This window comes from Clostridium sp. UBA4548 (assembly GCF_002387895.1).
In the GTDB taxonomy this organism is placed as follows: Bacteria; Bacillota; Clostridia; order Clostridiales; family Clostridiaceae; genus Clostridium_J.
The window spans coordinates 23,247-47,084 of the sequence record NZ_DGLI01000041.1; the positions used below are offsets into that span (position 1 = coordinate 23,247).

Here is a 23,838-nt window from a genome sequence, read left to right on the forward strand (position 1 = left end):
TTTCTTACCTGCCTTTCTATAAGATATTCACACCTACAGCCTTCTCAACATTATCACTAATTCGTTTCTTTCCAATATTTAAAGTTCCTTGATTACTCGGTATTAAAATAATTGCAGGAATCATCTTATTGTTATATCTTTGAATTGTTTCTTCTAAATGCTGAGCTAGTTGTTCAGTGACAAAAATTACTGCATAATTTTCGAAGGCCATTCTATCTATTCTTTTTCTTGCTTCTTCAACATCAATCACAGGATAAACATCTATACCAATTGCTTTAAAGGCCAAAATAGAGTCCTTGTCACCAACTACACCTATTTTATGCATATATGTCACGCAACCTTTCTCTAATTATTTCAGTTGGCACTTTATTTATTTTTCCAACCATAATAATTCTTACTATTTTAATCTCATTTTCCTTTGCTAAGATAAATGAAATTAATGGTTCAGGTCCAAAGTTAACTCTCTTTGCATATTTAGCTCTATCAATAATGTTATTATCGAAAAGAACCTCTATAGAGGAAAAGTTTCCTGTGTTATTGTACTCTTCTAAAATTGATGTTAATATCTTTGCATAAGAAGATTTAGAAATATTATTAATAAAGTTTTCTAAAGTATCATTAAGACCATAAATAAATATGTTTTTTTCTATTTCCCCACCAGGTATTAATATACTCTCAAGGAATTTACCATCTTTATTTTGTTTTTTAACTCTTAACATGGCTTTAATATTTGCAATATCAATAGTTGCTTTAACAAACTCTATAATAAACTCTATTTCTGTTGATAAAGCTCTTTGAAGAATATCACTATACATAAACTTATCTAGTATTATATCTATATTCTGAGGATCTTTGCTTTTGGAAAAGTCTTCTTCAACTTTATTAATCCCCTCTCTCATCAGGGGACTCAAATCTTTAATTTCACCTGAAAAAACCATGTTTTTTAGTGCATCAATTGGTATTGTTCCAATTGGAATTAAAAGATTGGAGAAATCTTTTTCACCTAACTTACTTTTTTCTAGAACCTTTATATTATGATAATCATACTTTATACTCATGATATCTACTATTGATTTTTCAGGAGTTAATTTATACATATTCAGGTACAAATCCTTTAACTCCTGTCTTAACATATCTTCGTAGTTATGAACATCATTAATATCAGTAATGCTTTCCCCATACTGCATTTCTTGAAGGATTTTAAGAACTTCTTCTGGGGTTTCACACTCTAGTAATCTTTCAACTTTTACTTTATCAAGGAGTCTCTTTTCAATAACTCTTAAGCGAGCTACAGCATGGGTAAAATCCATTCTGTCCATTTTCCGTAACCTCCTTAGTTTTCATCAAATAATATTTTATTAACCCCATATTCAAGTTCATCTCGTAAGGAGGAAATCATCGATTTAAAAGAGTTGTTTATTTCAATTCCACCTTTAGCTAAAATGTATCCACCATTTAAATTTCTTGTTTCATCGCTAAACTCCATATTTCCTTTTTTGCCAGCACTAACAAGTGCTTTATTTAGCTTTTCTAAAAAATCCTGCGGTAGCTTTGCTTTGTCATCAAGAGACATTATTATTTTTTCATCTCCATCAATATCTAAAGCTAAAATTGAGGTTTTTACAAATTCTTGAAATGTTTCTAAATTAATTTTACTAAGTCTCTTTTCAGCTTCCTCAAAAACTTTATCCATAACTTGTTGCTTAGCAAATAGCTTTCTATTTCTAACTTCAAGCTCAGCTTTTGATAATGCTCTATCTATCATAGATTTAGCTTCTATGTTAGCATTTTCAGTCATTGTAGCTGCCGCTTTTTTTGCAGCTTCAACCCTTTTACTTATTATTTCTATTTCTTTACCTTTAGCTTCTTTAATTACATTTTCTGCTTTTAATTCTGCATCCTCTATTATTTTAGAAGTTAAGTTTTCTAAATTAGACATGTACTTCACACCCTTAATTAAAAGTTAGCACTAGTTACTAGTAGTAATGACATAACGAAACCTAATAAAGCATATGTCTCAACCATTACTGTTAATATAATACCCTTAGTATTGTGTTCTGGTCTCTTTGCAAGAATTTGTACTGCTGAAGCTGCTGTTCTTGCCTGTGCAATTGCTGATTTCCAACCTGCGAAAGCTATAGGTAAACAAGCTATCATTAAATAAGCACCATTTGCAAGGCTCATATCTGGTGATAATTGAAGCGATACTAACAGGGCAATAACGAACCCATATAGACCTTGTGTACCTGGCAATAATTGAAGAATTAGAGCTTTACCAAACTTTTCTGGCTCTTCTGTTAATAATCCTGAGGCAGCTTCACCCACCATACCAACACCTTTTGCCGAACCAATCCCTGGCATTGCAGCTGCTAAGGCAACTCCCACAGCTCCAAAGAAAATACCTCCAAGACCATTAAATAATTCCATCATAATTTTATTCCTCCTCATTTCCTGTTTTTAATATATTATAGTATTGTGAAGTAAATTTAAGTGGGCTAAAGGCTTTACCTCCACCCTCATAGAATTTACCAAAGTATTCAAGATACTGTAATCTACTTGTGTGAACATATGAACCTAATGCGTTTATTAGTAAATTAAATATATGTCCAAAAGTAAAGATTATGGCTGCAAATATAATAGCAAAAAATGATCTTCCTAACATATCAACCATAATATTAAATGCTGAACCTATGAAGCCAGTAGCTAGTCCAAGAGCAGCAAGTCTTGTATAAGATACTAAATCTCCTACATATCCTGTAATTCCATATAGTGAGTAGAAGCCAGTTCCAAGTTTTCCACCTATAGACTTTTCTCCTCTTCCGTGGGTAAGTACTATTAAAATCATAGATATTACAGTAATTATTCCTGCAACTTTTACAACTTGAGGACTTAGACCAAGTGTTTCTCCTGCACCTAATGCATTTACTGCCCAAATAATTGATCCTGTTAGAGTAAAATACCATAATCCTGCATCAAAGAATGCTGCTAAGGGATTTCCGTCTCTAATAAGTATATAAGCTTTAATTCCTAATCCAACAAATATTTGAATTAGTCCCATAGCTATAGAAACAATCATTAATAAACCTACATCACTATCAGGAGTCATCCATACTGGAGGTATTTTAATTGCGCCCCCAAAGTAACTTCCATAGAGAACTCCCCATACAATTGTTGATATACTTAAATAAAAAAACATTCTAACAGTTTTTCTCATATCACTATCTAAATTGAACCTTGCTAAGGCAATACCAGTTGCTAATAGCATTAAGATCCCATATCCAGCATCAGATAGCATCATTCCAAAAAACAGTATATAAAAGGGTGCAAACAAGGGTGTAGGATCAATTTCCTTGTATCTTGGCATACTATACATTGCTGTAATAGGCTCAAAAGCTGAAAATACACCATTATTCTTTAATAGTATTGGTACATCTTCCCCCTGGGCCTCTGAGAACTCAATGTAATATTCCTCACCTAAAGCACTACTTAAAACCTTTAAAAACTTATCATGGTTCTCTGTTGGATAATGCCCTTCTATAGCAATAATATTTTCGCTCTTTAAAAACAACCCCACAGACTTAAGTCTTATTAGTTTATTTTCATAGTACTCATGCACCATTTTGAATTCCTCTAGGTGTATTATATAGTTTTTGATTTCTTCAACAATGTTGTTAATAGAGTGATTTAATTCAGCTATTTTTTTTATATAATCTTCTATAAGCTTTCTAGGAATTCCATCATAATTTAAAATTATTTTGCTAAAGGAATATTTTTTTAGTAGCCCGCTAGCTAACTCTTCTTCATCTTTATGGAAAATCATAAGAACATTAGCTTCACGTGTATCTTCCCCAACAACCTCTAAATAGTATCCAGCAAATCCATCTTGTAAATCTTTTCTAAGAGTTTCCATGAAAACTTGTGGAATAACTCCTAAAAAGCTGACTGTAGATTTACTACTAAGTTGCGAAAAAGATGCATCTAAGTTCTCCCAAGCTCTAAGCTCTTCAATGCTATTTGAAAGCTTAGATATCTCACTTTTACTTTTATTAATTAGATTTTCTTTTTCTTTTAACTCATTATAAATGATGCTCCAATTAGATTTAGATACCATTTCTGATAAACTATTATAGCCTATCTCTTTTTTACCTTCTTTTAAACTCTTTAACATACCTATCTTTTTACTATGACTACTTAAAAGCTCAATTGCAAAATTAATTTTTGATAATTCACCTTCGATTTCAGATATTTCAATGCTCTCATTATCTCTTTTAAGTTCACTAAACCCACTTTCTTCTAGGTCTGCAAGATATGCAAACTCAACATTTTCAAATGTTTGTAGTTTTTCAAGCAAAGAATATTTTTGTGATTCAAAGGCTAAGAGTGTAAATTTATTCATCTTAACTATTGCCATTGAAATTCACTATCCTCTCAATTACTAAATTTACAGCTAAATTGAATTTGTCTTCTTGAATATTAATTATTTTGTTAATTTGTTCTTCTCCTATTTTTAAGATAGGTTCTGCTTTAATATTACCTTCTAATAATGCTCTTTCCTTTATAAGTTTTGTTTCTTCCTCCGCCTTGTTTATAAGTGTACTGTATTCATTTTCTCCTTTAAGCTCAGCATTCTTAATAATGTTCTTACTATCTTCTATTGCCTTTTCCAAAATAGCTGAAGCATTGCATTCTGCCTCTTTAATTTTATTAATTGCATCCATTGCCAAAATATCACCACCTTCGACATAACTTTGTGTTATTAATAAAATATAGTATATGATACTATATTACATCAAATTGCCAACTTTTAAAAGTGTTAATTGGTGTTTTTATATTAAAATTTATTTTCTAATCCAAATATTTCAAGTATTCTGAAATATTTACTTAATATTTAGTACATATTTTGTTAATATTATCTTAATATTTGCATGCTTTTTTAATAATTTGTTATTTATTTATTTGTGGTAATTCAATATGTTATTATCATCAAGTATTTTATTTCAAAATATCATAAACGCATTTATTAAATGTATATGCCTATACTATCGTTTATAATTCATAATACTTTAACACTTTTTCCAATTATAATTGTTACTTTTTCCTTAAATAGGGAACCAATTAGATACTTTCTAACTTTGGCTCCCTAACATTTTTCATTTATATTTAATTAAATTTAATCTAACAGCTATTTTTTCTTATTTTTGCTAATGAAAACATAATCATCATCAGTGTTTGAAAAGGCAATATAGGTTTCCTTGAAAATCTCTAATTTTTCAACTATAAAAGTTTCTATATTAAAGTTAAATTTATGTATTGTAATCTCATTAGGGTTATCTATTTTCCTTTCCTCAATTAACTCATCTTTAATAGCTCTTTCTATGGTTTTATCTATCTTATTTTCCAAGAAAGTAGGAAGTCCTTTTTTCTTATTAAATCTTAAATAATCAAATTTAACTATATCCTTAACTAGTTCAGTATTTTTTATACTCATGGTTTCGTTGAAATCAATGAAAACCTTGTAGTAATCAGATGAAGAAATATTTCTTTTAAAATACCCCATATTCTCAAAAAATTGAGCAAGTTCATAATAGAAATCAAAAGGTGTTTCAAAATAGGCACTATTAATAAAACACTGCAGAATATTATTAAATTTACCACTATTTAAATATTTATCAACCACATGTTCTATTTTCTTTAAAACAATTAGTTCTTCGTAAGATATGTCCTTTGTCTTTAAAATTTCATAAGGCGGATAAGGCGAATAAACCATTCCCCATTTTTCAGCTTCTTCTCGCATAGAGGATCCTTTTAAAAGTTTTAAAAAACCCAGTTGGAGTTCATCGGGTTCTATTTCATACACTTCATTAAAAGAGTTTCTGAAAGACTTATAATCTTCTCCAGGAAGTCCCGCAATTAAATCTAAATGCTGCTTAACATTCTTTATTTTCTTTAGTTCTTCTACTTCCTCTTTAATGTTTGAAAAATCAATTTCCCTATTTATATTCTTTAATACCTGTTTATTTGTGCTTTGAACTCCTATTTCAAATTGAATAGTATTTGGTTTTGCACAAGCTAAAACTTTTAAAGACTCCTTGCTTAATAAATCAGCAGAAATCTCAAAATGAAAACTACAATCTCCACCTTCTTTTACCAAGAACTCCCATATTTCGTTGGCAAATTTTTTATTACAGTTAAAGGTTCTATCTACGAATTTAACTAACCTTACCCCTTTTTCAATAAAAAATTTTAAATCCCTTTTTACCCTCTCCATATCTAAAAATCTAACTCCATGAGTAGTGGATGATAAACAATATTTACAGTTAAAGGGACAGCCTCTTGAGCCTTCATAATATACAATCTTGTTATTTAAGTCTTCTTGTTCTGTATATGGGAAAACTATTTTATTCATATCCATGAGTTGCCTTTTTCCACCGTAAGTTATTTTATTATCTTTTCTTATATATAGTCCCTTGACTTGCTGGAAGTTAAACCTCTCCTTGTGTTCATCTTCATATATTTTTCCCTGAATAAATTCTCTAAAAGTTTCTTCGCCTTCACCTTCAATAACATACTCCCCTACATTTCTGCTTATAAAATCCTCAGCATCGAAACTAGATTCAGGTCCTCCATAAAATATCTCTATCTCTGGTTTAATTAATCGAATTAAAGTTGTTAATCTATTAATAAATTCAACATTCCATATATAACAGGAAAAACCTAGTATGCTAGGTTTTTCAGCTAAAATATCCTCTACAACTCTTTCGGGCCTATCATTAATGGAAAACTCCATAAGTTCACAGCTATATCGTAAGTCTCTAGTATAAGCCTCTAAATACCTAATTGCTAAGTTACTGTGAACAAACTTGGAATTAACACCAACTAAAACTACTTTCATACTCTTCAAATTCCTCTCTTTTTGCAAACTATACTAAATATATTATCAGAGTGCTTTATATCTAAAACTTCAAAAAACTCCTTTAATACACTTATTATTTTTTCTTTTGAATTATTTGTAAATGGGTTATAACAATTTATTTTGAAATCTTTTAAGGATTTATCAGGCAAAGAAACCTTAATATTTCCCTTAAAAAGTTTTAATGGCTTTTTGTCTACATCCCAAATATAAACATATCCATTACTCTTTAGAGAACCATTTATATTTTCAAATAACTTTTTCTTTTCTTTACTATTGACTATATTGTGCAAAGAAAAAAATAATATGCAGGAATCATAGTAATTATTCTTCAGAGCTTCATTACTTTGTTGCCCTTCTAAATAATCTACATCTAAATCCTCATCATAGTATTTATAAACATTATAAATCACTCCACTGTTATCTAATCCAACATCTAAGATGTTACCTCTAAATATTTCCTTTTCTAAGCTTATAAAAATATTATTCATAATTTCACCTCTTTGGAATATTTTACCATATACTTCTCCAAAGAGGTGTAAATTCCTTCTTAGCTATATAAATTTTTAAAATTTTCATAGAACATCAATAGGAATCCAGCAGTGGTTTGATTTGCTCTTAACAAAACTTTTTCAGTAATCTTACTAAACCTTTCATCCTTATTCCTTAAATTTTGAAATTTTTTCTCTACAGCAACAGCGTACTTAGTGTTTTCCATTATAAATTCTTCCGGACTTTTGAATGTCAAAACTCCATGCCTTATGTGATGCTTATATCCATTAGTTACTTCGCTTATCACATAGGTTTCAAAACCTTTGTGATTCCTTAATTTTCTCTTGGCATGGGCAGGCACTGTGGAATCTTGAATTAAATGACAAGCAGCCCCCAGAAAAAACATAGATTTTTCATACTCCTTATTTTTAGCATAACATATTGCTGTATTGTAATACCTAGTGCATTCTGTGAATGCATTAGAAAAACCATAAAGGCCATTTCCTTCTTCATGATGATAAAAGTGATTAGTACTTTTAAAATCTGAATCTGCCCAAACCACCCCTTTATTTAACGACTCCTCATATTTCTTGAAAAAACTGTATTCTTTATCATAACCTTCACTTTTTAACATGTCTAAAGCTTCTAAATTAATGAATTTATGAACTACACAATCTGTCCTTTTAACTTTTTTCTTTATGGGATTAACCATATAAAGAAATACTTTCATTGTATTACTGTAAGTGCTTTCTATTCGTTTTTTCATGATTTCACCTTCAGTTTATAATATTTTACAAGTATCATAAGAAATTTATATTTTGCAGATCTTTAGCTTATTAAGTAACTTTTTCACTACTAATTCTTTCACTAAGGCATCTTAAAATAAATAACAAGTCAAAGATGTGAAGGATATTTTGAGTTAGGCAAGGAAGCAGGTTCCGCTATCTAAGGGTTCTGTTAACGAAGTATAACACAAAATAGGCCAGCATAATGACTTATTTATTTTTTGAAGATGCCTAATATATTTTATTAGAAACACGTCTAAATATCTAGTACTTTATTTATTTATAAAACTTATTTACTATGTTAGTATATAAATTTTATATTAATATTATTTATGTTTTACTCTTAATAGCAATAAAATAATAGATACAATGGAAGTTAAAGTTATAACTAATAAACTTAGATACATATTATTGTTAAAATAAGTTGAATCACTGTCTGTTTTAGAACTAACACTATATAGTATACCCTCACTATTTTCTAATAATAATAACTGATCCTCTATAATTTTCATACTTGTTATATTACTCTTGTCTCCTAGACTTAGGAAGGTTACTGGTCTTTCTTTTGTATTGTATGATAAAATTTCATTATTTTTTTTATCGTAAAAAATAATATTATCCTTACCTATTAATAGTCCTTTAGTATCGATACAAAGACTACCAAGAGTTTTTACGTCATTATGCTGGTAAACAGGTGCAGGTGGATTGTTGCTAGGATGCTTTTCCAATAAAAAAGAATTAGTTACATTTTCTTTACTAGAAAATCTTGGTGAGGTAACTGGGTCCCCACCCGAAAAATCTGGAAAGCCATGCCAAACCCCTTTTTTTATTTCATAAATATAATCAGAATCATTTGCAACAGGTCTTAACCCTCTATCTTCCATTCCACCTATAGTTCCATAAATTTTACCCTCACTTGAAAAATCTAAACCAGAAATGTTCCTAACTCCCCATGCAAAGGTTTCGTAGGCCTTTGTATTAAGATTATATATAAGAACTGTTGATGTTCCAATTTTACTACCTTCTATAATCTGGCCTTTTATATTTTCCGTATTATTTGGGACAAAAGCCCCATTGTTATTTTCACCAAACTTAGTTCCCTTTAGAGTTATTTTTTTAGGAGTATAATCATGATGACTAGGATAAGTAGATATCCACTTATTATCCGGTCCAACCACACCAGAATTGGTAGCTGCACCTACTGTTATAAATAGATAATCACCCTTCACTTTCATTAAAATCCTAGGAAAATCCCCATAGTTTGGGATATTTTCTATGCAGTTTTCCATTTGTCTACTTTCAATGTCATATGACACTAACTTATCCTTAGTTGCAATATATAACTTATTATTATAGTATTCCATGCTCCAAATATTAAAATCATTATCTTCCATTAGCACGTAACTTTTTCCATTTTTCTCTATAGCTACAACTTTATTTGTGAAAGCTATGAAATAAGTTCCCTTATTATCCTTAGTAAAATCTACTGAGTTTTCTAACCCCTTGTACTTTAATTGTACTTCTATCTTTTTGTCGTTGCAACTAATACTATATTGATTGTTATTTTTGCTTACTAAAAACAATATAGATATTGAAAATATAATTATTATTATCCAACCAACTAATTTCTTCATAAAATCCCCCACTATATATTTCTTAGTTTATATATATTTGAAAGAAAGAAAATATAGAATTATTAGTTTAATTAAAATCCACTGAAAAGTTTTACTAATAATATTTACCAATTGAATATAAACTGTTATTATATTTTTTAGGATACATATAATATGTATTGCAATTTAAAACGAAGGAGGAATTATTTTGAAGGATCCTAGAATTGAAACTTTGGCGAAAAACTTAATTAATTACTCATGTAAATTAAAAGCAGGAGAAAAGGTGCTTATAGAGGCTGTAGGTCTTGAAACACCACTAGTAACAGAATTAGTTAAACAAACTTATGCTGTAGGTGCTCTACCTTTTGTTACTATTAAAGATAAAGAGGTAGACAGAGCTATACTTATGGGTTGCTCTCAAGAGCAAATGGAAATGATGGCAAAGTATGAGGCTGAAAGAATGTCTGATATGGATGCATACATAGGTATAAGAGCTGGTAACAACATTACTGAGCAATCTGATGTACCTTCTGAAAAAATGTCTATATACTCTAAGTATTTATGGGCTCCAGTTCATGGTGGAATAAGAGTTCCAAAAACTAGATGGGTTGTTTTAAGATATCCAAACTACTCTATGGCTCAATCAGCTAATATGAGTACTGAAGGATTTGAGGACTTCTATTTTAATGTATGTAACTTAGATTATAGCAAGATGTCAAAGGCTATGGATAACTTAGTTAATCTAATGGAAAGAACTGATAAAGTTCATATTAAGGGTGAAGGTACTGACTTATCTTTCTCAATTAAGGGAATGAATGCTATTAAATGTGCTGGAGAGCTTAATATACCTGATGGAGAAGTTTATACAGCTCCAATTAAGGATTCTGTAAATGGCTGTTTAAGCTACAATGCACCAGCTGTTTACCAAGGATATACTTACGAAAACATAAAGCTAGAATTCAAAGATGGTAAAATAGTTAATGCCACTGCTAATAACACAGAAAAAATTAATAACATCTTTGATACAGATGAAGGTGCAAGATATATTGGTGAATTTGCAATAGGCGTAAATCCTTATATCTTAACACCAATGAAAGATACATTATTCGATGAGAAAATCGCAGGTTCAATTCACTTTACTCCTGGAAGTTCTTATGATGATGCATTTAATGGTAACAAATCTGCAATACACTGGGATCTTGTTTATATTCAAAGACCAGAATATGGTGGCGGAGAAATCTACTTTGATGATGTACTAATAAGAAAAGATGGTTTATTTGTTATAGACGAGCTAAAATGCTTAAACCCTGAAAACTTAAAATAATAGAATAATAACCAGAACCCCTACATAAGTATTAATATATTATTTATGTGGGGGTTTTTATGGGAAAAGATACTTTTTATAGAGATACATTTGTATTAACTATATCTAATTTAGCCATGGGTATTTTAAGATTTATGTTTTCAATTATTTTATCTAGACAGCTTGGTCCAGAAGGAGTAGGCCTATATGGCTTAATAATGCCTATATATGATTTATTCACTTGTCTTGTTTGTGGTGGTTTAGTTGCTGCTTTATCGAAGGAAGCCTCAGCTTATTATGGGACAAACCACTACGGCAACTTAAATAAAAGTGTTAGTATTACCTTTGCTTTTACCTTGCTTTGGTCTATCACCATAACACTTATTATTTTTTTAATCTCACCTTTACTAAGCACTTATATAATTAGAGATAGTCGTTCACTTTATTCACTTTGGATCATTTGCCCAGCGTTAATCTTTATTGCTCTATCCTCAGTATATAAAGGGTATTTTTATGGTGTTTCAGAGGTGATTACTCCATCAGTAATTGACATTGTAGAAAAAGCAGTGAGGATGTTTTTAATGGTAGGAGTAATTAATTATTTTGCCTTAAAAGATATCAAATCTACTGTGGCAGCTACTTACTTTTCTTTTACCATAGGTGAAATAATTAGTTTTGTTTTTCTTTATATGTTTTTTAAAAGAAGCAAACGCAAATTTATACCTAGTGGAGAAAAAGGTGAAAACCGTGCTCAGTTATTATTTAATGTATTAGTGATGGCATTACCTTTAGCTATCAATGGATTTCTTTCAACAGCCATTCACAGTGTGTCTACGTTGTTAGTTCCTTTAAGATTAATGGTTGCAGGTTTTGATCATGTAACAGCTTTAGAGCTTATTGGTAAATTTAATGGTATGGCTCTAGCAATTGTGTTCTTCCCTATAGTTATCGTTGCATCAATGTCTACAGTATTAATCCCAGATATTTCAAGAAGCATAACCCAAAAGGATTATAGTAACTTAGAAGCTAGAGTTAGCGAAGTAATTAAAATGTGCTTTTTACTAGGAGTTTCAACTCTTTTAATTTGTTATCTTATCCCAGATTCCTTAGGTAAATTATTCTTTAATCGAACTGATTTAGGTTCTTTTATTAAGATTGCTGCAATAAGCGCACCTTTTCTTTATGCTTCTGCTTGCTCCTACGGAATACTCAATGGACTTGGAAAACAAAAAGTTATTCTCATAAACTCTATAATCACATCCCTAATTCAGTTAGTTTTAATATTTATATTAATTGGAATTCCTTCAATTAATATTATGGGATATGGGATTTCCATGGCGGCCTCAGCCCTTATCGGCCTTATTATGAATTTATATGAAATCTCCAAAGTAGTCACATTAAGGTTTTCCTTAGGAGAATTTCTCATAATGTGTCTTCTTACAGTATTAGTAATCATGTTAATATTGATTTTAAACTCTACAATTCCAGATAACATTTTCCTAGTAAAAAATATTATTATAATTTTCACCGGTTTTTCATTATTTTTAGTTTCAACATTTTTAGTGAGGAAATCCTCTTAAAAGAAAAAAATAAAATGACTTTAATTAATTCAAAGTCATTTTATTTTTAAATTATATAATTTTATTTTATTTTACTTTATTCAATAGCTTAGTTGGTACAAATCTTACTATTTTTCTTGGCAAAGAGTCTAAATCTTTTCTTCTTATTCCCCCAATACTAAATAGTACAATAATATATACAAGCACTGCTATAATTATAGCTATCATTGTACAAAGAGCATTTAAAATATATCCTGATATAAATATAGAAAACACTATATTTATCGCCTTATAAGCCAATACAGTTGCAATCCACATAGTTAAGCTTGCAAATATAGGTTTAATACTAGGCTTAATTAATTTTATTCTTAGTTTTAAAGTATTGTTTATTAATCTTTGGCTAAGTATAACCATAATTAAAAAGCCCACACCATTTCCTATCACTGCTCCTAAGATATTTATTGAGGGAATAGCAACAAAAATATAGTTTACAATTATTTTCCCTAAAAGTCCCATTAAGGAATACACTGTCACCATTTTTACTTTTCCCAAACCTTGTAGAATTGAGGTTTGTACTAGTGATATTCCTGTTAGAATTATAACTAAAGGCCCATAAGTAAATAAAGGCGCTGCTTGAATATCATAACCAATAAGCGTTAGAATCTGAGTGCTAAGTGCTGCAAGTCCAAAAGCGCAAGGCGCTGCAATGATATAGGTAACTCTATAAGTGGAACTCACGCTAGATTTTAGAGCTTTCTTATCTTTAATAGCATTATGCCTTGATATTATTGTTAATATGGATATTGATAAAGAACCAATAATGGCCATAGGAACTGATACTAAGGTATTATATTGGCTAAGCACTCCCCATAATTCTTCAACAATATTACTACCAAAACCTGCGATTAACAATCTAGACTTAACTATCTTTAAGTCTACAATCATGCCTGAATTCTGAAGAGCTACCCCAATAGTTATAGGTACTGCATATGCCAATACTCTTTTTATTATCTCTTCATTTGAAAGTCTTTTAACCTCTGGATTATTTCCACCCTTAGGTATGCTAAATCTCTTATTTTTATTGTAAGCATAAATTAAATACAGTGCAGCTCCAAGAGCACCTAAGGTAGTACCAACAGTTCCTCCTGCGGCTCCATAGCTATCCCCAAAGGATATGAGAATATAGGCAAACAATAAACTAAATACTATGTTAAATACTTGTTCTACTACTTGCGATATTGCCGTGGGAGTCATATTACTTTTCCCTTGAAAATATCCCTTATAAGAACATAAAATTGCAGTAATAAAGATAGTTGGGCATAGTGCTTGAATTGCAAGAGTAGACTCTGAGCTTTCTAAGCTCCTAGATAAAGGTCCTGCAAAAATAAACATAAATATGGATATAGTTAATCCGAAGCCTACTAATAGAGATCTGGCAATCTTAAAAGTTTTTAAAGCATCCTTATAATTGCCTAATGCATCTAACTCAGCTACCATTTTAGATATTGCTACTGGAATTCCTGCATTAGCAAGAACATAGATAAAGGAAAATATAGAATAAGCTGAGTAATATACACCTAATCCTTGTTTTCCTAAAATTCCTCTTAACACTGGTACGTATAAAAGAGATAATACTTTTACAAGCAGCATAGAAGCTGTAAGCACAGCAAAGCCTTTTGCTGCTGATTGCTGTGTTAACTTTGAACCTTCTTCCATACAAAACCTCCACTAAAATTTAAAAACATCATTCTTAATCTTTTTTAATACTGGTGGCAATGATTCAGCTATAGTTTTATTTTCCATGTAAGCTAACTCTTGTGGAGTATCCTTAAATAATACCTTAAATGCATATAGGTATTGATAATCTAACCCATACCTGTTTATAAAAAAGTTATTAACCTTTTTATCTCCATACTTTGGATCTCCGATTATTGGATTCCCAAGATGTTTTAGATGTGCTCTTAATTGATGGCTTCTGCCAGTTATAAGATCAATTTCAATTAATGAAAAAGTTCCGCAGCTTTGAATATTTGTTACTTCCATAGCTATTTTTTTAGAACCCTTAACTTCATTATCATATATTTTAGATACATTATTTTCCTCATTTTTCAATATATATGCTTCATAAATTCCATCTTTTATACGGTCTTTTACTAGAGCCATATAATGTTTCTTTATTTTTCTTTCTCTAATCATTTCATTTAAAAGCTTTAAAGAAGAAAAGTTTTTCCCAAAAATAACTATTCCGGAGGTGTTTCTGTCTAGTCTATTACAGGGAGCTGGTGTAAAAGTTAGTTCTTTTTCAGGTTCATAGTCCCCTTTGTCATAAAGATAAGATAGCACATAATCAGTAAGCGTAGCCTCTCCATTCTTTTTATCACTATGTACTAAAACACCTGGCCATTTCTCAACCATTATTATATTTTCATCTTCATAAGTAATTTTAAGTTTGTTTTCAATTCTTTCAAAATGCTTCTTTTCACTATTACTTTGTATTTCTCTTATTTCCAAAACATCCCCTTCTACTAGAGAATATTTTTCTTTTATTTTCTTTCCATTTACTTTAACATCACCTTTTCTAAAGGCTCTATAAATAGCACTTAATGGTACATCCTTTAATAATTTCCTTACAAATTTATCACTTCTTTGACCTGCTTCATTTATTCCTATATCTATTTTCATTTCTTCCTCCAAATTACTAAATGTTGCTTTAGTTATTATTTAAAAACTCAAAAGCTGCAGCACAATGTAATGCTACACCAATTGGAATACATTCTTCGTCAATATCAAACAAACTACTGTGTGCAGGATATATAATTCCTTTTTCCTTATTTCCACATCCCAACCAGTAAAACATAGCTGGTCTTTCAAGAGAAAAATATGCAAAGCTTTCAACTCCCATAGTTGGCTCTTTTACTATGTTTACATTTTTATCACTTAAAACATCAGTAGCTACCCTTTGAAAAAATTTATACATTTCATTATTATTATAAAGACAAGGATAACTTTCCTGAATTTCTATTTCACAGGTTCCTCTAAAAGCCTTAACTACTGATTCAACTATTTCTTTCAACCTTGATTTAAAATATTCCCTATCTTCTAGTTTCATAGTTCTAATAATTCCGCTAATGATTACCTCTTCTGGTATTATATTTTGAGCAGTGCCTCCATTAAATGTACCAACTGTAACCACTGCTGGTGATGTGGGGCTAACTTCTCTGCTTACTAAAGTTTGTATAGCAACTATTACATTGCTTCCTATAATTATTGGGTCTACTGCCTTATGGGGACTAGCACCATGAGCACCTTTTCCATAAATGGTTATTTTAAAAGGATTAGACGCCGCATATACTACATCATTTTTTATACCAATGGTACCAACTGGCAACCCTTCATCCACGTGACATCCGATTATAGCATCAACATGGGGATTTTCAAGGACACCTTGTTCGATCATTAATCTAGCTCCACCAACAGTTTCTTCTGCTGGCTCAAAAAACAACTTAATATTTCCTTTAAGTTCCTTTTTCATAGCGTTCATTATTTTAGCAGTTCCAAGGAGCATGGTAGTATGGGCATCATGTCCACAAGCATGCATTTTACCCATGTCTTTGGAAGAATATGAAGCGTTCTTTTTGTCTAATAGGGGCAATGCATCCATATCTCCTCTTATAGCAATAGTTTTACCATTACCAGTTTCTCCTCCTCGTATAATAGCTTCAATTCCAGTTTCAGCAACGATTCTATATTCTATTCCTTCTCTTTCCAAAAAATCTCTAACCTTTTGTGAAGTTCTATGTAATTCAAATCCTAGCTCAGGATTTCTGTGAAAATCTCTTCTAATTTGAATTAACTCATCCTTTATTTCATTAGCTTTAACTAAAAAATCCATAGTTAATACCCCCATAAAAAAATAATAGACATCTATATGTCTATTATAGTCTTAATTTGGAATTCTTATTATTAACACTCCAAAACATTATTTAAATTATATACCATAAATAAACATTATTCAACAATAAAGGTCACTAAAACATTGAATTAACCTAAAAGAAATTAGTTCTTCTAAGCCTATTTTGTAAATAAGCTAATAAATTGCAATATTAAAGTTTAATATTTACAGTTATAAGTCAAACATAAAATTCCATATGAATCTTTAAAATACTTATTAAAGGTATATAATATTAGTATAGAATGCAATAAAGAAACAAAAATATAAAATTTTATTTTGCATTCTTTTTTGTATAAGTTGCTTCATAAGCTCTTGAAATGCAAAGCAGTGTTGCAGCTTATATAGACCAATATATTCTAAATGAAAGGTGGAAAATTAATGAAAAATATTACTATGTTTATAACTGACTGGTGCCCTCACTGTAAAAGAGCTCTTACTTGGATAGAGGAAGTTAAAGCTGAAAATCCAAAGTATAAGGATATTAATGTGGAAGTTATTGATGAAGAAAAACATCCTGAAGTTTCTAAAGAATATGACTACTATTATGTTCCAACCTACTATGTTGGAAAAAATAAAATCTATGAAGGCGGCACTACAAAAGATATAGTGCGTATGGCTTTTGAGGAAGCTTCAAAGTAAAACTCTACCATAAGTTGCTTTTAAACCCTACTAATTATATTTGGAATTTACCACCTAATAAAACCTATGCACCTCATAGGTTTTATTATTTTGTCCTATTATTCATTTGTTTTTCTACATAAGAAATAATTTATTGGTTACTCTAAAAATAATATGTAACTGGAGGTATATAAATGAAATACAAAATAAAATTAATAAATTTTATGACAGTAATTTTTATAGCTACTCAAGTCATCATCGGGCTTGGATTATTTAAACAGAGTGAACTTGATTATTTATATGAAGTTGTTGCTATAGTAATATTGGTTTTACTAGGAACTTTTTTAGAAATAAAATATGACTTTTACATAAATAACTATACTAGATTAATTGTTATGCTAACCTTAATTCTCCATACCTCTGTAGGAGATTACCTTAAGCTTTACACTACATCATTTATCTTTGATAAATTTCTTCATGTTTTGGGAACTTATGCTTTTACTCTTCTTATTTACTCAGTTTTTCTAAAACTTACTAAAACCAAATTACCTCTCCGAATTTATGATTTTATTTTTATTGTGGTTTTAGGTATGGCTTTAGGGCAATGTTTTGAATTTCTAGAGTTTTCAATTGATATTTTCTTAAAACCTTCAAATCCAGCACAGGAATCCTTGATTGATACAGATGTAGATATGATTGCAAATACTATTGGAGCTTTTCTTGCAGCCATACATTTTAAGCTTAGAAAATTTAAGCCATATAAGTGAAGACTACCAGTAATTTTTTCTGGTAGCCTTCACTTATATGTTTCTAAGCACTAACTTTTATTGGTTCTTTATCATCTATAATGCTTTTAACCCATTTCTTTGATCGTAGCCTAGCCCACTCAAATATGACTTTTATCAATTCTTCCATGCAAATTATTAAATAAACAGCTGGAAGAGATAATTTAAAGTACACTGCTCCAATAAATCCTACAGGAATAGAGAAACACCAAATAGTACCAAGTTGAACAAGCATGGAATAAGTGGTATCTCCACCACCTCTAAATATACCAACGATCATAAGTACATTAAAAAATCTTAAAGGTGCAAAAAAAGCCATAGTTCTCAGCACAGTAACTGTTAGTTTTATTGTATCCTCACTAATCTTGAAAGCTCCCGTTACTATTGGTGCGGAAATCCATAGAGCTGCTCCTATTACTACTCCAATCATAGGAGCAAGCACACCAAGTTTTCCTGCGTAATTAATAGCAACTTCTTCTTCACCTGCTCCAATTTTATTACCTACCATTATACTAGCTGCAACAGCAAGACCTATACATAATACCATGAACATATTATTTATCGTAGTGGCAATTTGCATACTTGCAACTTCCTTAATTCCAATCCTTGCATAGATTACTGAATAAGTAGTCATCCCTAAAGCCCAAACTAATTCATTCAAAATTACTGAGTAAGAAGTTTTAAAATAATTCTTAATAAATTCCAGATTAAAGCTTAAAAGTTCCCTAAATTTTCCTCTAACAACACTTTGAGGACTATATGCATAAACTAAAACTATAGCTGTTTCAACCAACCTAGCTATACTTGTAGCTAAAGCTGCTCCAGCAACTCCCATTACAGGTGCACCAAGATTTCCAAATATAAATATCCAATTTAAAAAAGCATTTGTTAATACTCCAATTAAACTTGCAAACATAGGTGGCTTCGCAATGCCTGTACATCTTAAAGCCGTTGAAAAACCTTGAGTTATGTTAGTGAGCATAAAAGTTATTGATATAATTCTTAAGTATTGAACTCCTAAGTCAATTATTATTACTTCATTGGTAAATACTCTCATAATAGATTCCGGTATAAATAGCGCAATTAATGTAAATATAACTGAAGCAATAGTTCCTAAAACTAAATCCAAGCCAAGTACTTTTTTAATGCTGGATTTGTCTTTTCGTCCCCAATATTGTGCCATAAATATGCTAGCTCCAGCATTTATCCCAGATAAGCAAAGCATGAAAATGAAAAAATACTGATTAACAAGTCCAACTGCTGCTATTTCATTTTCTCCTAATCTTCCTATCATCACATTATCCACCATGTTTAATGAGGAACTAATTAAATTTTGAAGTGTTATTGGAATAACCAATGTAAGAATAGTTGCAAAAAACTCTTTGTCTTTAAAAAGTCTTTTCATACTACCCCTCCTTTTCCTATGTTATTGTACATAAAAAAATAAAGCAAATGGGTGATAAGCCGCCCATCTGCTTTAAGTTCTATAAATTATATAAAGTTATCGATAACTTGTACTAATAAATTATAACCCAAAATACTGTAGTAATCAAAGGTATAAACTTACAATTTAATGAATAGTTTTTTAATTTTTAAGCAGATCTTACTTATTTCAATAAATTTAAATTTTCACTTAACTTTGACTGCAAAATTTGCTATTAAAGAAAGTAACCTTACTATAAAAACTTAGAAGCTAAATATATCCAATATTTTTAACTAGAATCAAAATTTATATTATTCTAGAAAATACTAATCTCCCCCAACCCTAAGTTTGAGGGAGATAAAATTTTATACTAAACTCATTTTAGCCTTTGTATCATTAAATTCTTGCTTTACCTCAGAGAGAATACTAGGATTATCAATTAAATCAAAAGCAGTTCCAGCAACTATTTTAGCTGCATTTATTACTGCATCGTGTCCCCTTTGAGTTTTTCCATCATCTAAAAACTCTTGTGAGTGGGATGAAGCATTTTCATCTACGAAAGATATTCTTATACATGACCCTGGTATAATGTACATAACATTACCAAAATCTGAAGATCCAGTTTTTTCTCTTGCAGGCTTAATATTAGGTGCATTTATTAACTTTGCATTATTCATAACTACATCATTTAAGCAGTAAACTGGTACCTTACTATCCAAATCTTTCTCTCTTATAATCTCATAGGTGGTTCCTGTCATAAGTGCAGCACCCTTAACAATATCTTCAAATCGTTCTACTACTGACTTTAAATAGGAAGAATTATAAGATCTCAAGCTAAAAGAACCAGATGCTATTTTAGGTACTACATTATTTGGACCACCTGCATCAACAACTGTATAATGCATTTTTGTATCTTCTTGAACGTGTTCTCTTAAAAATTCAACTGCTTGGAAGGTTAACAACAGGGCATCCAACGCACTTCTTCCCTGCTCTGGTTTTAAGGCTGCATGGGCACTCTTACCGTGGTAAATAACTTTAATACTGCTAGCTGCTAAGGATTTAATATCTACTTGAGTAGCGGGGCCACCATGCATCATAAGTGCCACATCTAGCTCTTTGATATAGCCCTCTTTTATCATCTTTATTTTACCGCCGCCACCTTCTTCTGCTGGTGTTCCATAAACTGTTAATTTATATGGCTTGTCCTTATATAATTCTTTAATTGAAGTTGCAGCTCCAATAATTGCAGGACCCTGCATATGGTGTCCACATCCATGTCCCATAGGCAATGCATCATATTCACATAAAAGTCCTATATTGGGTCCACCAACTCCATTTTCAAATATAGCTTTAAATGCTGTATCTAGGCTTCCAAGCCCTAGTTCAACCATAAAGCCCTGTTCCTTTAAGTAATCTGTAAGTAATTTACTAGCTTTATATTCTTTAAAGGCAAGTTCTGGGTTATCAAAAATATAGTCAGCCATTTCTATTAAATCACTACTTCTATCATCTATATTCTTAAATAAGCTTTCTTTCAATTTTATCTCTCCCTTACATAGGACCATATTTTATCATTTGTGCAATTACCATTAAGGTACATCCAACAGCTACCCATATAAGGAATAATTTCCCCATAAATTTCATCCATCTATCGTATGGAATGTTAGCTGCACCAAGTATACCCATAAGTGCAGAAGATGTTGGCAGTACATAGTTTCCAAAGCCGTCACCAAAGTTGAATGCAAGTACTGCTGATTGTCTTGTAAGTCCAACTAAATCTGCTAATGGTACAAATAAAGGCATTACAGTGTTCGCAAGTCCACTTCCTGATGTTATAAATAAGTTCAGTATAAGGTTTGCTATGTACATTGCTGCTCCTTGTACATAAGCTGGTAAAAATCCTAAAACTTGAGCCATTCCGTAGATGCATGTATCCATTATTTTACCTGCAGTTAGTATTCCCGAAACTGAACGAGCAAGACCTATAACCAACGCTGCTCCTATCATTTTCTTTGCGCCTTCTACCATACACTTTGCAATCTTACTTGGCCCAAAACCAGCACATGCACCAGCTATTATACCCATCCAGATAAATACTGCAGCAGTTTCTTCTAAGTCCCAATCAAGCTTTACTCCACCATATACAATAAGTCCTAGTAAGGCAAATAGTGTAACTATTACAAGCCATTTTCTTGCATCCATTGGCTTATCAAATTCTGCTGCATCACTATTATTTGATTCATTTGCTATATCTAAATCATACATATAACTGGATTCTGGATTAAGTCTAACTTTCTTTGCATACCTAATAAGGTAAATGTTAGTTACTATATAAAATACGATAAAACATATGGCTCTGTATCCTATACCTGAGTAAGGTGGTAACCCTGCTATATTTTGTGCCACTATAGTAGTGTTTACATTTAATGTTCCTGTTGAAAATCCTACAGCACCACCTAAAAGTATGATTCCAGCACCAACTATAGAATCAAATCCTAAGACTTTTGCAAACATTACCATGACTGGTGCAAATCCTATAAAGGTATTAACACCTTGAGTTGTACAAATTAAAGCAAATATTAATGTAACAATTGGAATGAATATTGTCTCTTTAGAAGATAGCTTTTTTGAAACCATTGCTATAAGAGACTGTAAAGCTCCACTAGTTACTATTACATTAAAGGCAGCTCCTGAAAATAAAATTACAAATATAAGACTTGCGGTCTCAATATAACCGCTTATTGCATAATTACCTAGTTTGAAAATATTTACTGGTGTATTAGCTATGTATTTAAATGATTCTGCATCAATAACTTTTTTCCCAGCTGAATTTACTATTTTGTCATATTGTCCTGCTGGAACTATCCATGTACAAATCGCTGCTACAAATACAATAAGAGCAATAATTACTAAGGAATGCGGCATTTTAAAGTTTTTTTTATTTTCTTTATGAACCTTTTTACTCATATGAAAAACTCCTTTACAAATTTATCAAATCACTTACACGGCCGTATAACTTAGTGTAATTGTAAACATTCAAAATATTTATGTAAAGGTTTTAAATTTTATATTTAGTATAAGTTTAACTTATACATCTCCACTAAATATGCCCTTAATTGAATTAATAATTTTATTAAAATTCTTAATTTCCATTGAAACATTTGGGTATGCAATAACTAGTTCCGAAGTTATCTCATCCTGTATTACATTATAATATTCAACATTTTTTATGTGGGACATGTAGTTGATATAGCTTACTCTATTGAATCCGATGCCAAAGTTTGCTGAAACTAGCTTCATTATAGTTTCTATATTTCTAATTTCTATAATCTTTTTAGGAATTATTTCTGCCTTTTCAAACAAAATATCACTAGCTTCTCTTAAGCTTTGTCCCCTTTGAGGCAAAATAAAAGTCTCTTCCTCTAATTCTTTAAAATCAATATATTGAAAATTCCCATCTTCAAGCCACTTAGCTTTTCTTCTTAGTTTACTAGATGAGTTAACAGCTAAAAATAAGTTATCGTTAAAAATATGTACATAATTTAAATCTTTTCTTCTTTTCATACAACTATAAATAATCAAATCTAGTTCGTAATTTGCAACCATAGCCTCTAATACACTGGTATTAGACTCAGTAAACACTAATTCTATTTCTGGATAAGTCTCCCTAAAATGACTTGCAATTTCAGCTACTATATATGGGGATCTTCGGAGCTGTACGCCTACTCTTAATCTTCCTGTGCTACCTCTAAAAAAATTATGTAACTCAGTATTGAACTCACGTTCTAGGAAAAGCATTTCTCTAGCCTTTGCAACATATTTTTCTCCCATATAAGTTAATGTATAAGAATTGCCCTTTCTTAAAAACAATTTAGCACCTAAAGTCTTTTCCAAATTGTTAATATATAGACTCAAGGCTGGCTGAGAAATAAATAATTTTTTAGCTGCTTTTGACATATTACCTTCTTCAGCTAAAGTACATACATATAGTTGTTCTTTTAAATTCATATTGACTCCTCCATATATAAGTAAAACTAATACACTGTATAATAAAAACTAATATAAACATGTTCACCTTTTATTACTAAATTCTAAGAAACCTTGGTTATTTTTCGTTCTAAAGCCTATAAAATCTAAAGTTAAATATTATAATCTTACAGTGTTTTCATAACCACTACTCCCTGGCCATAATCCAAATCATCCCTTACTACTTCAGTTAATAAAGCTTTAAGCCAGTTTAGTAAATTTCAGCTTTTTAAAGCACTTCAATTTTCTATATTATATAATATCCATGTATTTTAAAATAGAGGTAAAATTTCTAAGTTAATAATTAAAAACTTAATGCCGTTGGTATTCATAAAGATTGAACCTAGCGAAAATAGAGTCTGTAAAATAATT

Annotated in this window: 21 protein-coding genes; 4 read left to right on the plus strand and 17 right to left on the minus strand. The window is 30.6% G+C overall.

The genetic code is table 11. The annotated features are described in order from the left end of the window. Window positions 1-16: 16 nt before the first annotated feature. From B3040_RS15050 to B3040_RS15095, 10 genes are all read right to left on the minus strand, one after another. The gene (locus tag B3040_RS15050; protein ID WP_017416204.1) at window positions 17-325 is read right to left on the minus strand and encodes a V-type ATP synthase subunit F; all 309 of its coding nucleotides are present in this window, start codon (window positions 323-325) and stop codon (window positions 17-19) included. Further along, window positions 318-1,319, minus strand: a complete 1,002-nt coding sequence (locus tag B3040_RS15055; protein WP_291574860.1) for a V-type ATP synthase subunit C — start codon at window positions 1,317-1,319, stop codon at window positions 318-320. The genes B3040_RS15050 and B3040_RS15055 overlap by 8 nt, the downstream gene beginning before the upstream one ends. A 14-nt stretch (window positions 1,320-1,333) precedes the next feature. Further along, window positions 1,334-1,939: a V-type ATP synthase subunit E gene (locus tag B3040_RS15060; RefSeq protein WP_291574862.1), complete on the minus strand. Its 606-nt coding sequence runs from the start codon at window positions 1,937-1,939 to the stop codon at window positions 1,334-1,336. Window positions 1,940-1,956: 17 nt separating this feature from the next. After that, complete coding sequence (locus tag B3040_RS15065; RefSeq protein WP_291574864.1) at window positions 1,957-2,430, minus strand: V-type ATP synthase subunit K; 474 nt, start codon at window positions 2,428-2,430, stop codon at window positions 1,957-1,959. 4 nt (window positions 2,431-2,434) lie between these two features. After that, window positions 2,435-4,396 carry a V-type ATP synthase subunit I gene (locus B3040_RS15070; RefSeq protein WP_291574867.1) on the minus strand — a complete coding sequence of 654 codons (1,962 nt, stop codon included), beginning with the start codon at window positions 4,394-4,396 and terminating at the stop codon, window positions 2,435-2,437. 1 nt (window position 4,397) lies between these two features. Continuing rightward, window positions 4,398-4,724, minus strand: a complete 327-nt coding sequence (locus B3040_RS15075; protein ID WP_291574869.1) for an ATPase — start codon at window positions 4,722-4,724, stop codon at window positions 4,398-4,400. A 458-nt stretch (window positions 4,725-5,182) separates the two neighbouring features. Then, the gene (locus tag B3040_RS15080; RefSeq protein ID WP_291574871.1) at window positions 5,183-6,892 is read right to left on the minus strand and encodes a B12-binding domain-containing radical SAM protein; all 1,710 of its coding nucleotides are present in this window, start codon (window positions 6,890-6,892) and stop codon (window positions 5,183-5,185) included. 5 nt (window positions 6,893-6,897) lie between these two features. After that, window positions 6,898-7,401, minus strand: coding sequence for a class I SAM-dependent methyltransferase (locus B3040_RS15085; protein ID WP_291574873.1), 504 nt, complete (start codon window positions 7,399-7,401; stop codon window positions 6,898-6,900). A gap of 59 nt (window positions 7,402-7,460) precedes the next feature. Then, complete coding sequence (locus B3040_RS15090; RefSeq protein ID WP_291574875.1) at window positions 7,461-8,168, minus strand: zinc dependent phospholipase C family protein; 708 nt, start codon at window positions 8,166-8,168, stop codon at window positions 7,461-7,463. A 345-nt stretch (window positions 8,169-8,513) separates the two neighbouring features. Next, a complete protein-coding gene (locus B3040_RS15095) occupies window positions 8,514-9,821 on the minus strand; it encodes a hypothetical protein (RefSeq protein WP_291574877.1) in 1,308 nt (435 codons plus the stop codon). A 187-nt stretch (window positions 9,822-10,008) separates the two neighbouring features. Between B3040_RS15095 and B3040_RS15100 the strand changes: the two genes are divergently transcribed. Together B3040_RS15100 and spoVB are read left to right on the plus strand one after the other, a co-directional pair. Next, window positions 10,009-11,124 (plus strand): aminopeptidase, encoded by a 1,116-nt coding sequence (locus B3040_RS15100; RefSeq protein ID WP_291574879.1) that lies wholly within the window; start codon window positions 10,009-10,011, stop codon window positions 11,122-11,124. Window positions 11,125-11,183: 59 nt separating this feature from the next. Beyond that, complete coding sequence (gene spoVB / locus B3040_RS15105) at window positions 11,184-12,683, plus strand: stage V sporulation protein B (protein WP_291574881.1); 1,500 nt, start codon at window positions 11,184-11,186, stop codon at window positions 12,681-12,683. Window positions 12,684-12,749: 66 nt separating this feature from the next. Here the strand turns inward: spoVB and B3040_RS15110 are convergent, their stop codons facing one another. From B3040_RS15110 to B3040_RS15120, 3 genes are read right to left on the minus strand one after another with little or no spacing between them, the layout of a single operon-like run. Beyond that, window positions 12,750-14,378, minus strand: a complete 1,629-nt coding sequence (locus B3040_RS15110) for a putative polysaccharide biosynthesis protein (protein ID WP_291574882.1) — start codon at window positions 14,376-14,378, stop codon at window positions 12,750-12,752. A gap of 12 nt (window positions 14,379-14,390) precedes the next feature. Next, window positions 14,391-15,344: an RluA family pseudouridine synthase gene (locus B3040_RS15115; protein WP_291574884.1), complete on the minus strand. Its 954-nt coding sequence runs from the start codon at window positions 15,342-15,344 to the stop codon at window positions 14,391-14,393. 28 nt (window positions 15,345-15,372) lie between these two features. Continuing rightward, window positions 15,373-16,554 (minus strand): M20 metallopeptidase family protein, encoded by a 1,182-nt coding sequence (locus B3040_RS15120; protein ID WP_414632544.1) that lies wholly within the window; start codon window positions 16,552-16,554, stop codon window positions 15,373-15,375. 438 nt (window positions 16,555-16,992) lie between these two features. Between B3040_RS15120 and B3040_RS15125 the strand changes: the two genes are divergently transcribed. Then, window positions 16,993-17,253: a glutaredoxin family protein gene (locus B3040_RS15125; protein WP_291574888.1), complete on the plus strand. Its 261-nt coding sequence runs from the start codon at window positions 16,993-16,995 to the stop codon at window positions 17,251-17,253. A gap of 173 nt (window positions 17,254-17,426) precedes the next feature. Further along, window positions 17,427-17,999, plus strand: coding sequence for a hypothetical protein (locus B3040_RS15130; RefSeq protein WP_291574890.1), 573 nt, complete (start codon window positions 17,427-17,429; stop codon window positions 17,997-17,999). A gap of 43 nt (window positions 18,000-18,042) precedes the next feature. Here the strand turns inward: B3040_RS15130 and B3040_RS15135 are convergent, their stop codons facing one another. The 4 genes from B3040_RS15135 to B3040_RS15150 form a co-directional block, all read right to left on the minus strand. Beyond that, window positions 18,043-19,422 carry an MATE family efflux transporter gene (locus B3040_RS15135; protein WP_291574892.1) on the minus strand — a complete coding sequence of 460 codons (1,380 nt, stop codon included), beginning with the start codon at window positions 19,420-19,422 and terminating at the stop codon, window positions 18,043-18,045. 383 nt (window positions 19,423-19,805) lie between these two features. Next, on the minus strand, window positions 19,806-20,978 hold the full coding sequence (locus B3040_RS15140) for a M20 family metallopeptidase (protein ID WP_291574894.1): 1,173 nt from the start codon (window positions 20,976-20,978) through the stop codon (window positions 19,806-19,808). Window positions 20,979-20,991: 13 nt separating this feature from the next. Further along, window positions 20,992-22,407 (minus strand): YfcC family protein, encoded by a 1,416-nt coding sequence (locus tag B3040_RS15145; protein WP_291574896.1) that lies wholly within the window; start codon window positions 22,405-22,407, stop codon window positions 20,992-20,994. 120 nt (window positions 22,408-22,527) lie between these two features. Then, window positions 22,528-23,448 carry a LysR family transcriptional regulator gene (locus B3040_RS15150; RefSeq protein WP_291574899.1) on the minus strand — a complete coding sequence of 307 codons (921 nt, stop codon included), beginning with the start codon at window positions 23,446-23,448 and terminating at the stop codon, window positions 22,528-22,530. Window positions 23,449-23,838 lie beyond the last annotated feature (390 nt).

Excerpts from the sequence above, each read along its gene's own strand:
- B3040_RS15050 (WP_017416204.1), bottom strand. The coding sequence starts at position 325 with ATGCATAAAATAGGTGTAGTTGGTGACAAGGACTCTATTTTGGCCTTT.
- B3040_RS15055 (WP_291574860.1), bottom strand. The coding sequence starts at position 1,319 with ATGGACAGAATGGATTTTACCCATGCTGTAGCTCGCTTAAGAGTTATT.
- B3040_RS15060 (WP_291574862.1), bottom strand. The coding sequence starts at position 1,939 with ATGTCTAATTTAGAAAACTTAACTTCTAAAATAATAGAGGATGCAGAA.
- B3040_RS15065 (WP_291574864.1), bottom strand. The coding sequence starts at position 2,430 with ATGATGGAATTATTTAATGGTCTTGGAGGTATTTTCTTTGGAGCTGTG.
- B3040_RS15070 (WP_291574867.1), bottom strand. The coding sequence starts at position 4,396 with ATGAATAAATTTACACTCTTAGCCTTTGAATCACAAAAATATTCTTTG.
- B3040_RS15080 (WP_291574871.1), bottom strand. The coding sequence starts at position 6,892 with ATGAAAGTAGTTTTAGTTGGTGTTAATTCCAAGTTTGTTCACAGTAAC.
- B3040_RS15085 (WP_291574873.1), bottom strand. The coding sequence starts at position 7,401 with ATGAATAATATTTTTATAAGCTTAGAAAAGGAAATATTTAGAGGTAAC.
- B3040_RS15090 (WP_291574875.1), bottom strand. The coding sequence starts at position 8,168 with ATGAAAAAACGAATAGAAAGCACTTACAGTAATACAATGAAAGTATTT.
- B3040_RS15095 (WP_291574877.1), bottom strand. The coding sequence starts at position 9,821 with ATGAAGAAATTAGTTGGTTGGATAATAATAATTATATTTTCAATATCT.
- spoVB (WP_291574881.1), top strand. The coding sequence starts at position 11,184 with ATGGGAAAAGATACTTTTTATAGAGATACATTTGTATTAACTATATCT.
- B3040_RS15110 (WP_291574882.1), bottom strand. The coding sequence starts at position 14,378 with ATGGAAGAAGGTTCAAAGTTAACACAGCAATCAGCAGCAAAAGGCTTT.
- B3040_RS15115 (WP_291574884.1), bottom strand. The coding sequence starts at position 15,344 with ATGAAAATAGATATAGGAATAAATGAAGCAGGTCAAAGAAGTGATAAA.
- B3040_RS15120 (WP_414632544.1), bottom strand. The coding sequence starts at position 16,554 with ATGGATTTTTTAGTTAAAGCTAATGAAATAAAGGATGAGTTAATTCAA.
- B3040_RS15125 (WP_291574888.1), top strand. The coding sequence starts at position 16,993 with ATGAAAAATATTACTATGTTTATAACTGACTGGTGCCCTCACTGTAAA.
- B3040_RS15130 (WP_291574890.1), top strand. The coding sequence starts at position 17,427 with ATGAAATACAAAATAAAATTAATAAATTTTATGACAGTAATTTTTATA.
- B3040_RS15135 (WP_291574892.1), bottom strand. The coding sequence starts at position 19,422 with ATGAAAAGACTTTTTAAAGACAAAGAGTTTTTTGCAACTATTCTTACA.
- B3040_RS15145 (WP_291574896.1), bottom strand. The coding sequence starts at position 22,407 with ATGAGTAAAAAGGTTCATAAAGAAAATAAAAAAAACTTTAAAATGCCG.
- B3040_RS15150 (WP_291574899.1), bottom strand. The coding sequence starts at position 23,448 with ATGAATTTAAAAGAACAACTATATGTATGTACTTTAGCTGAAGAAGGT.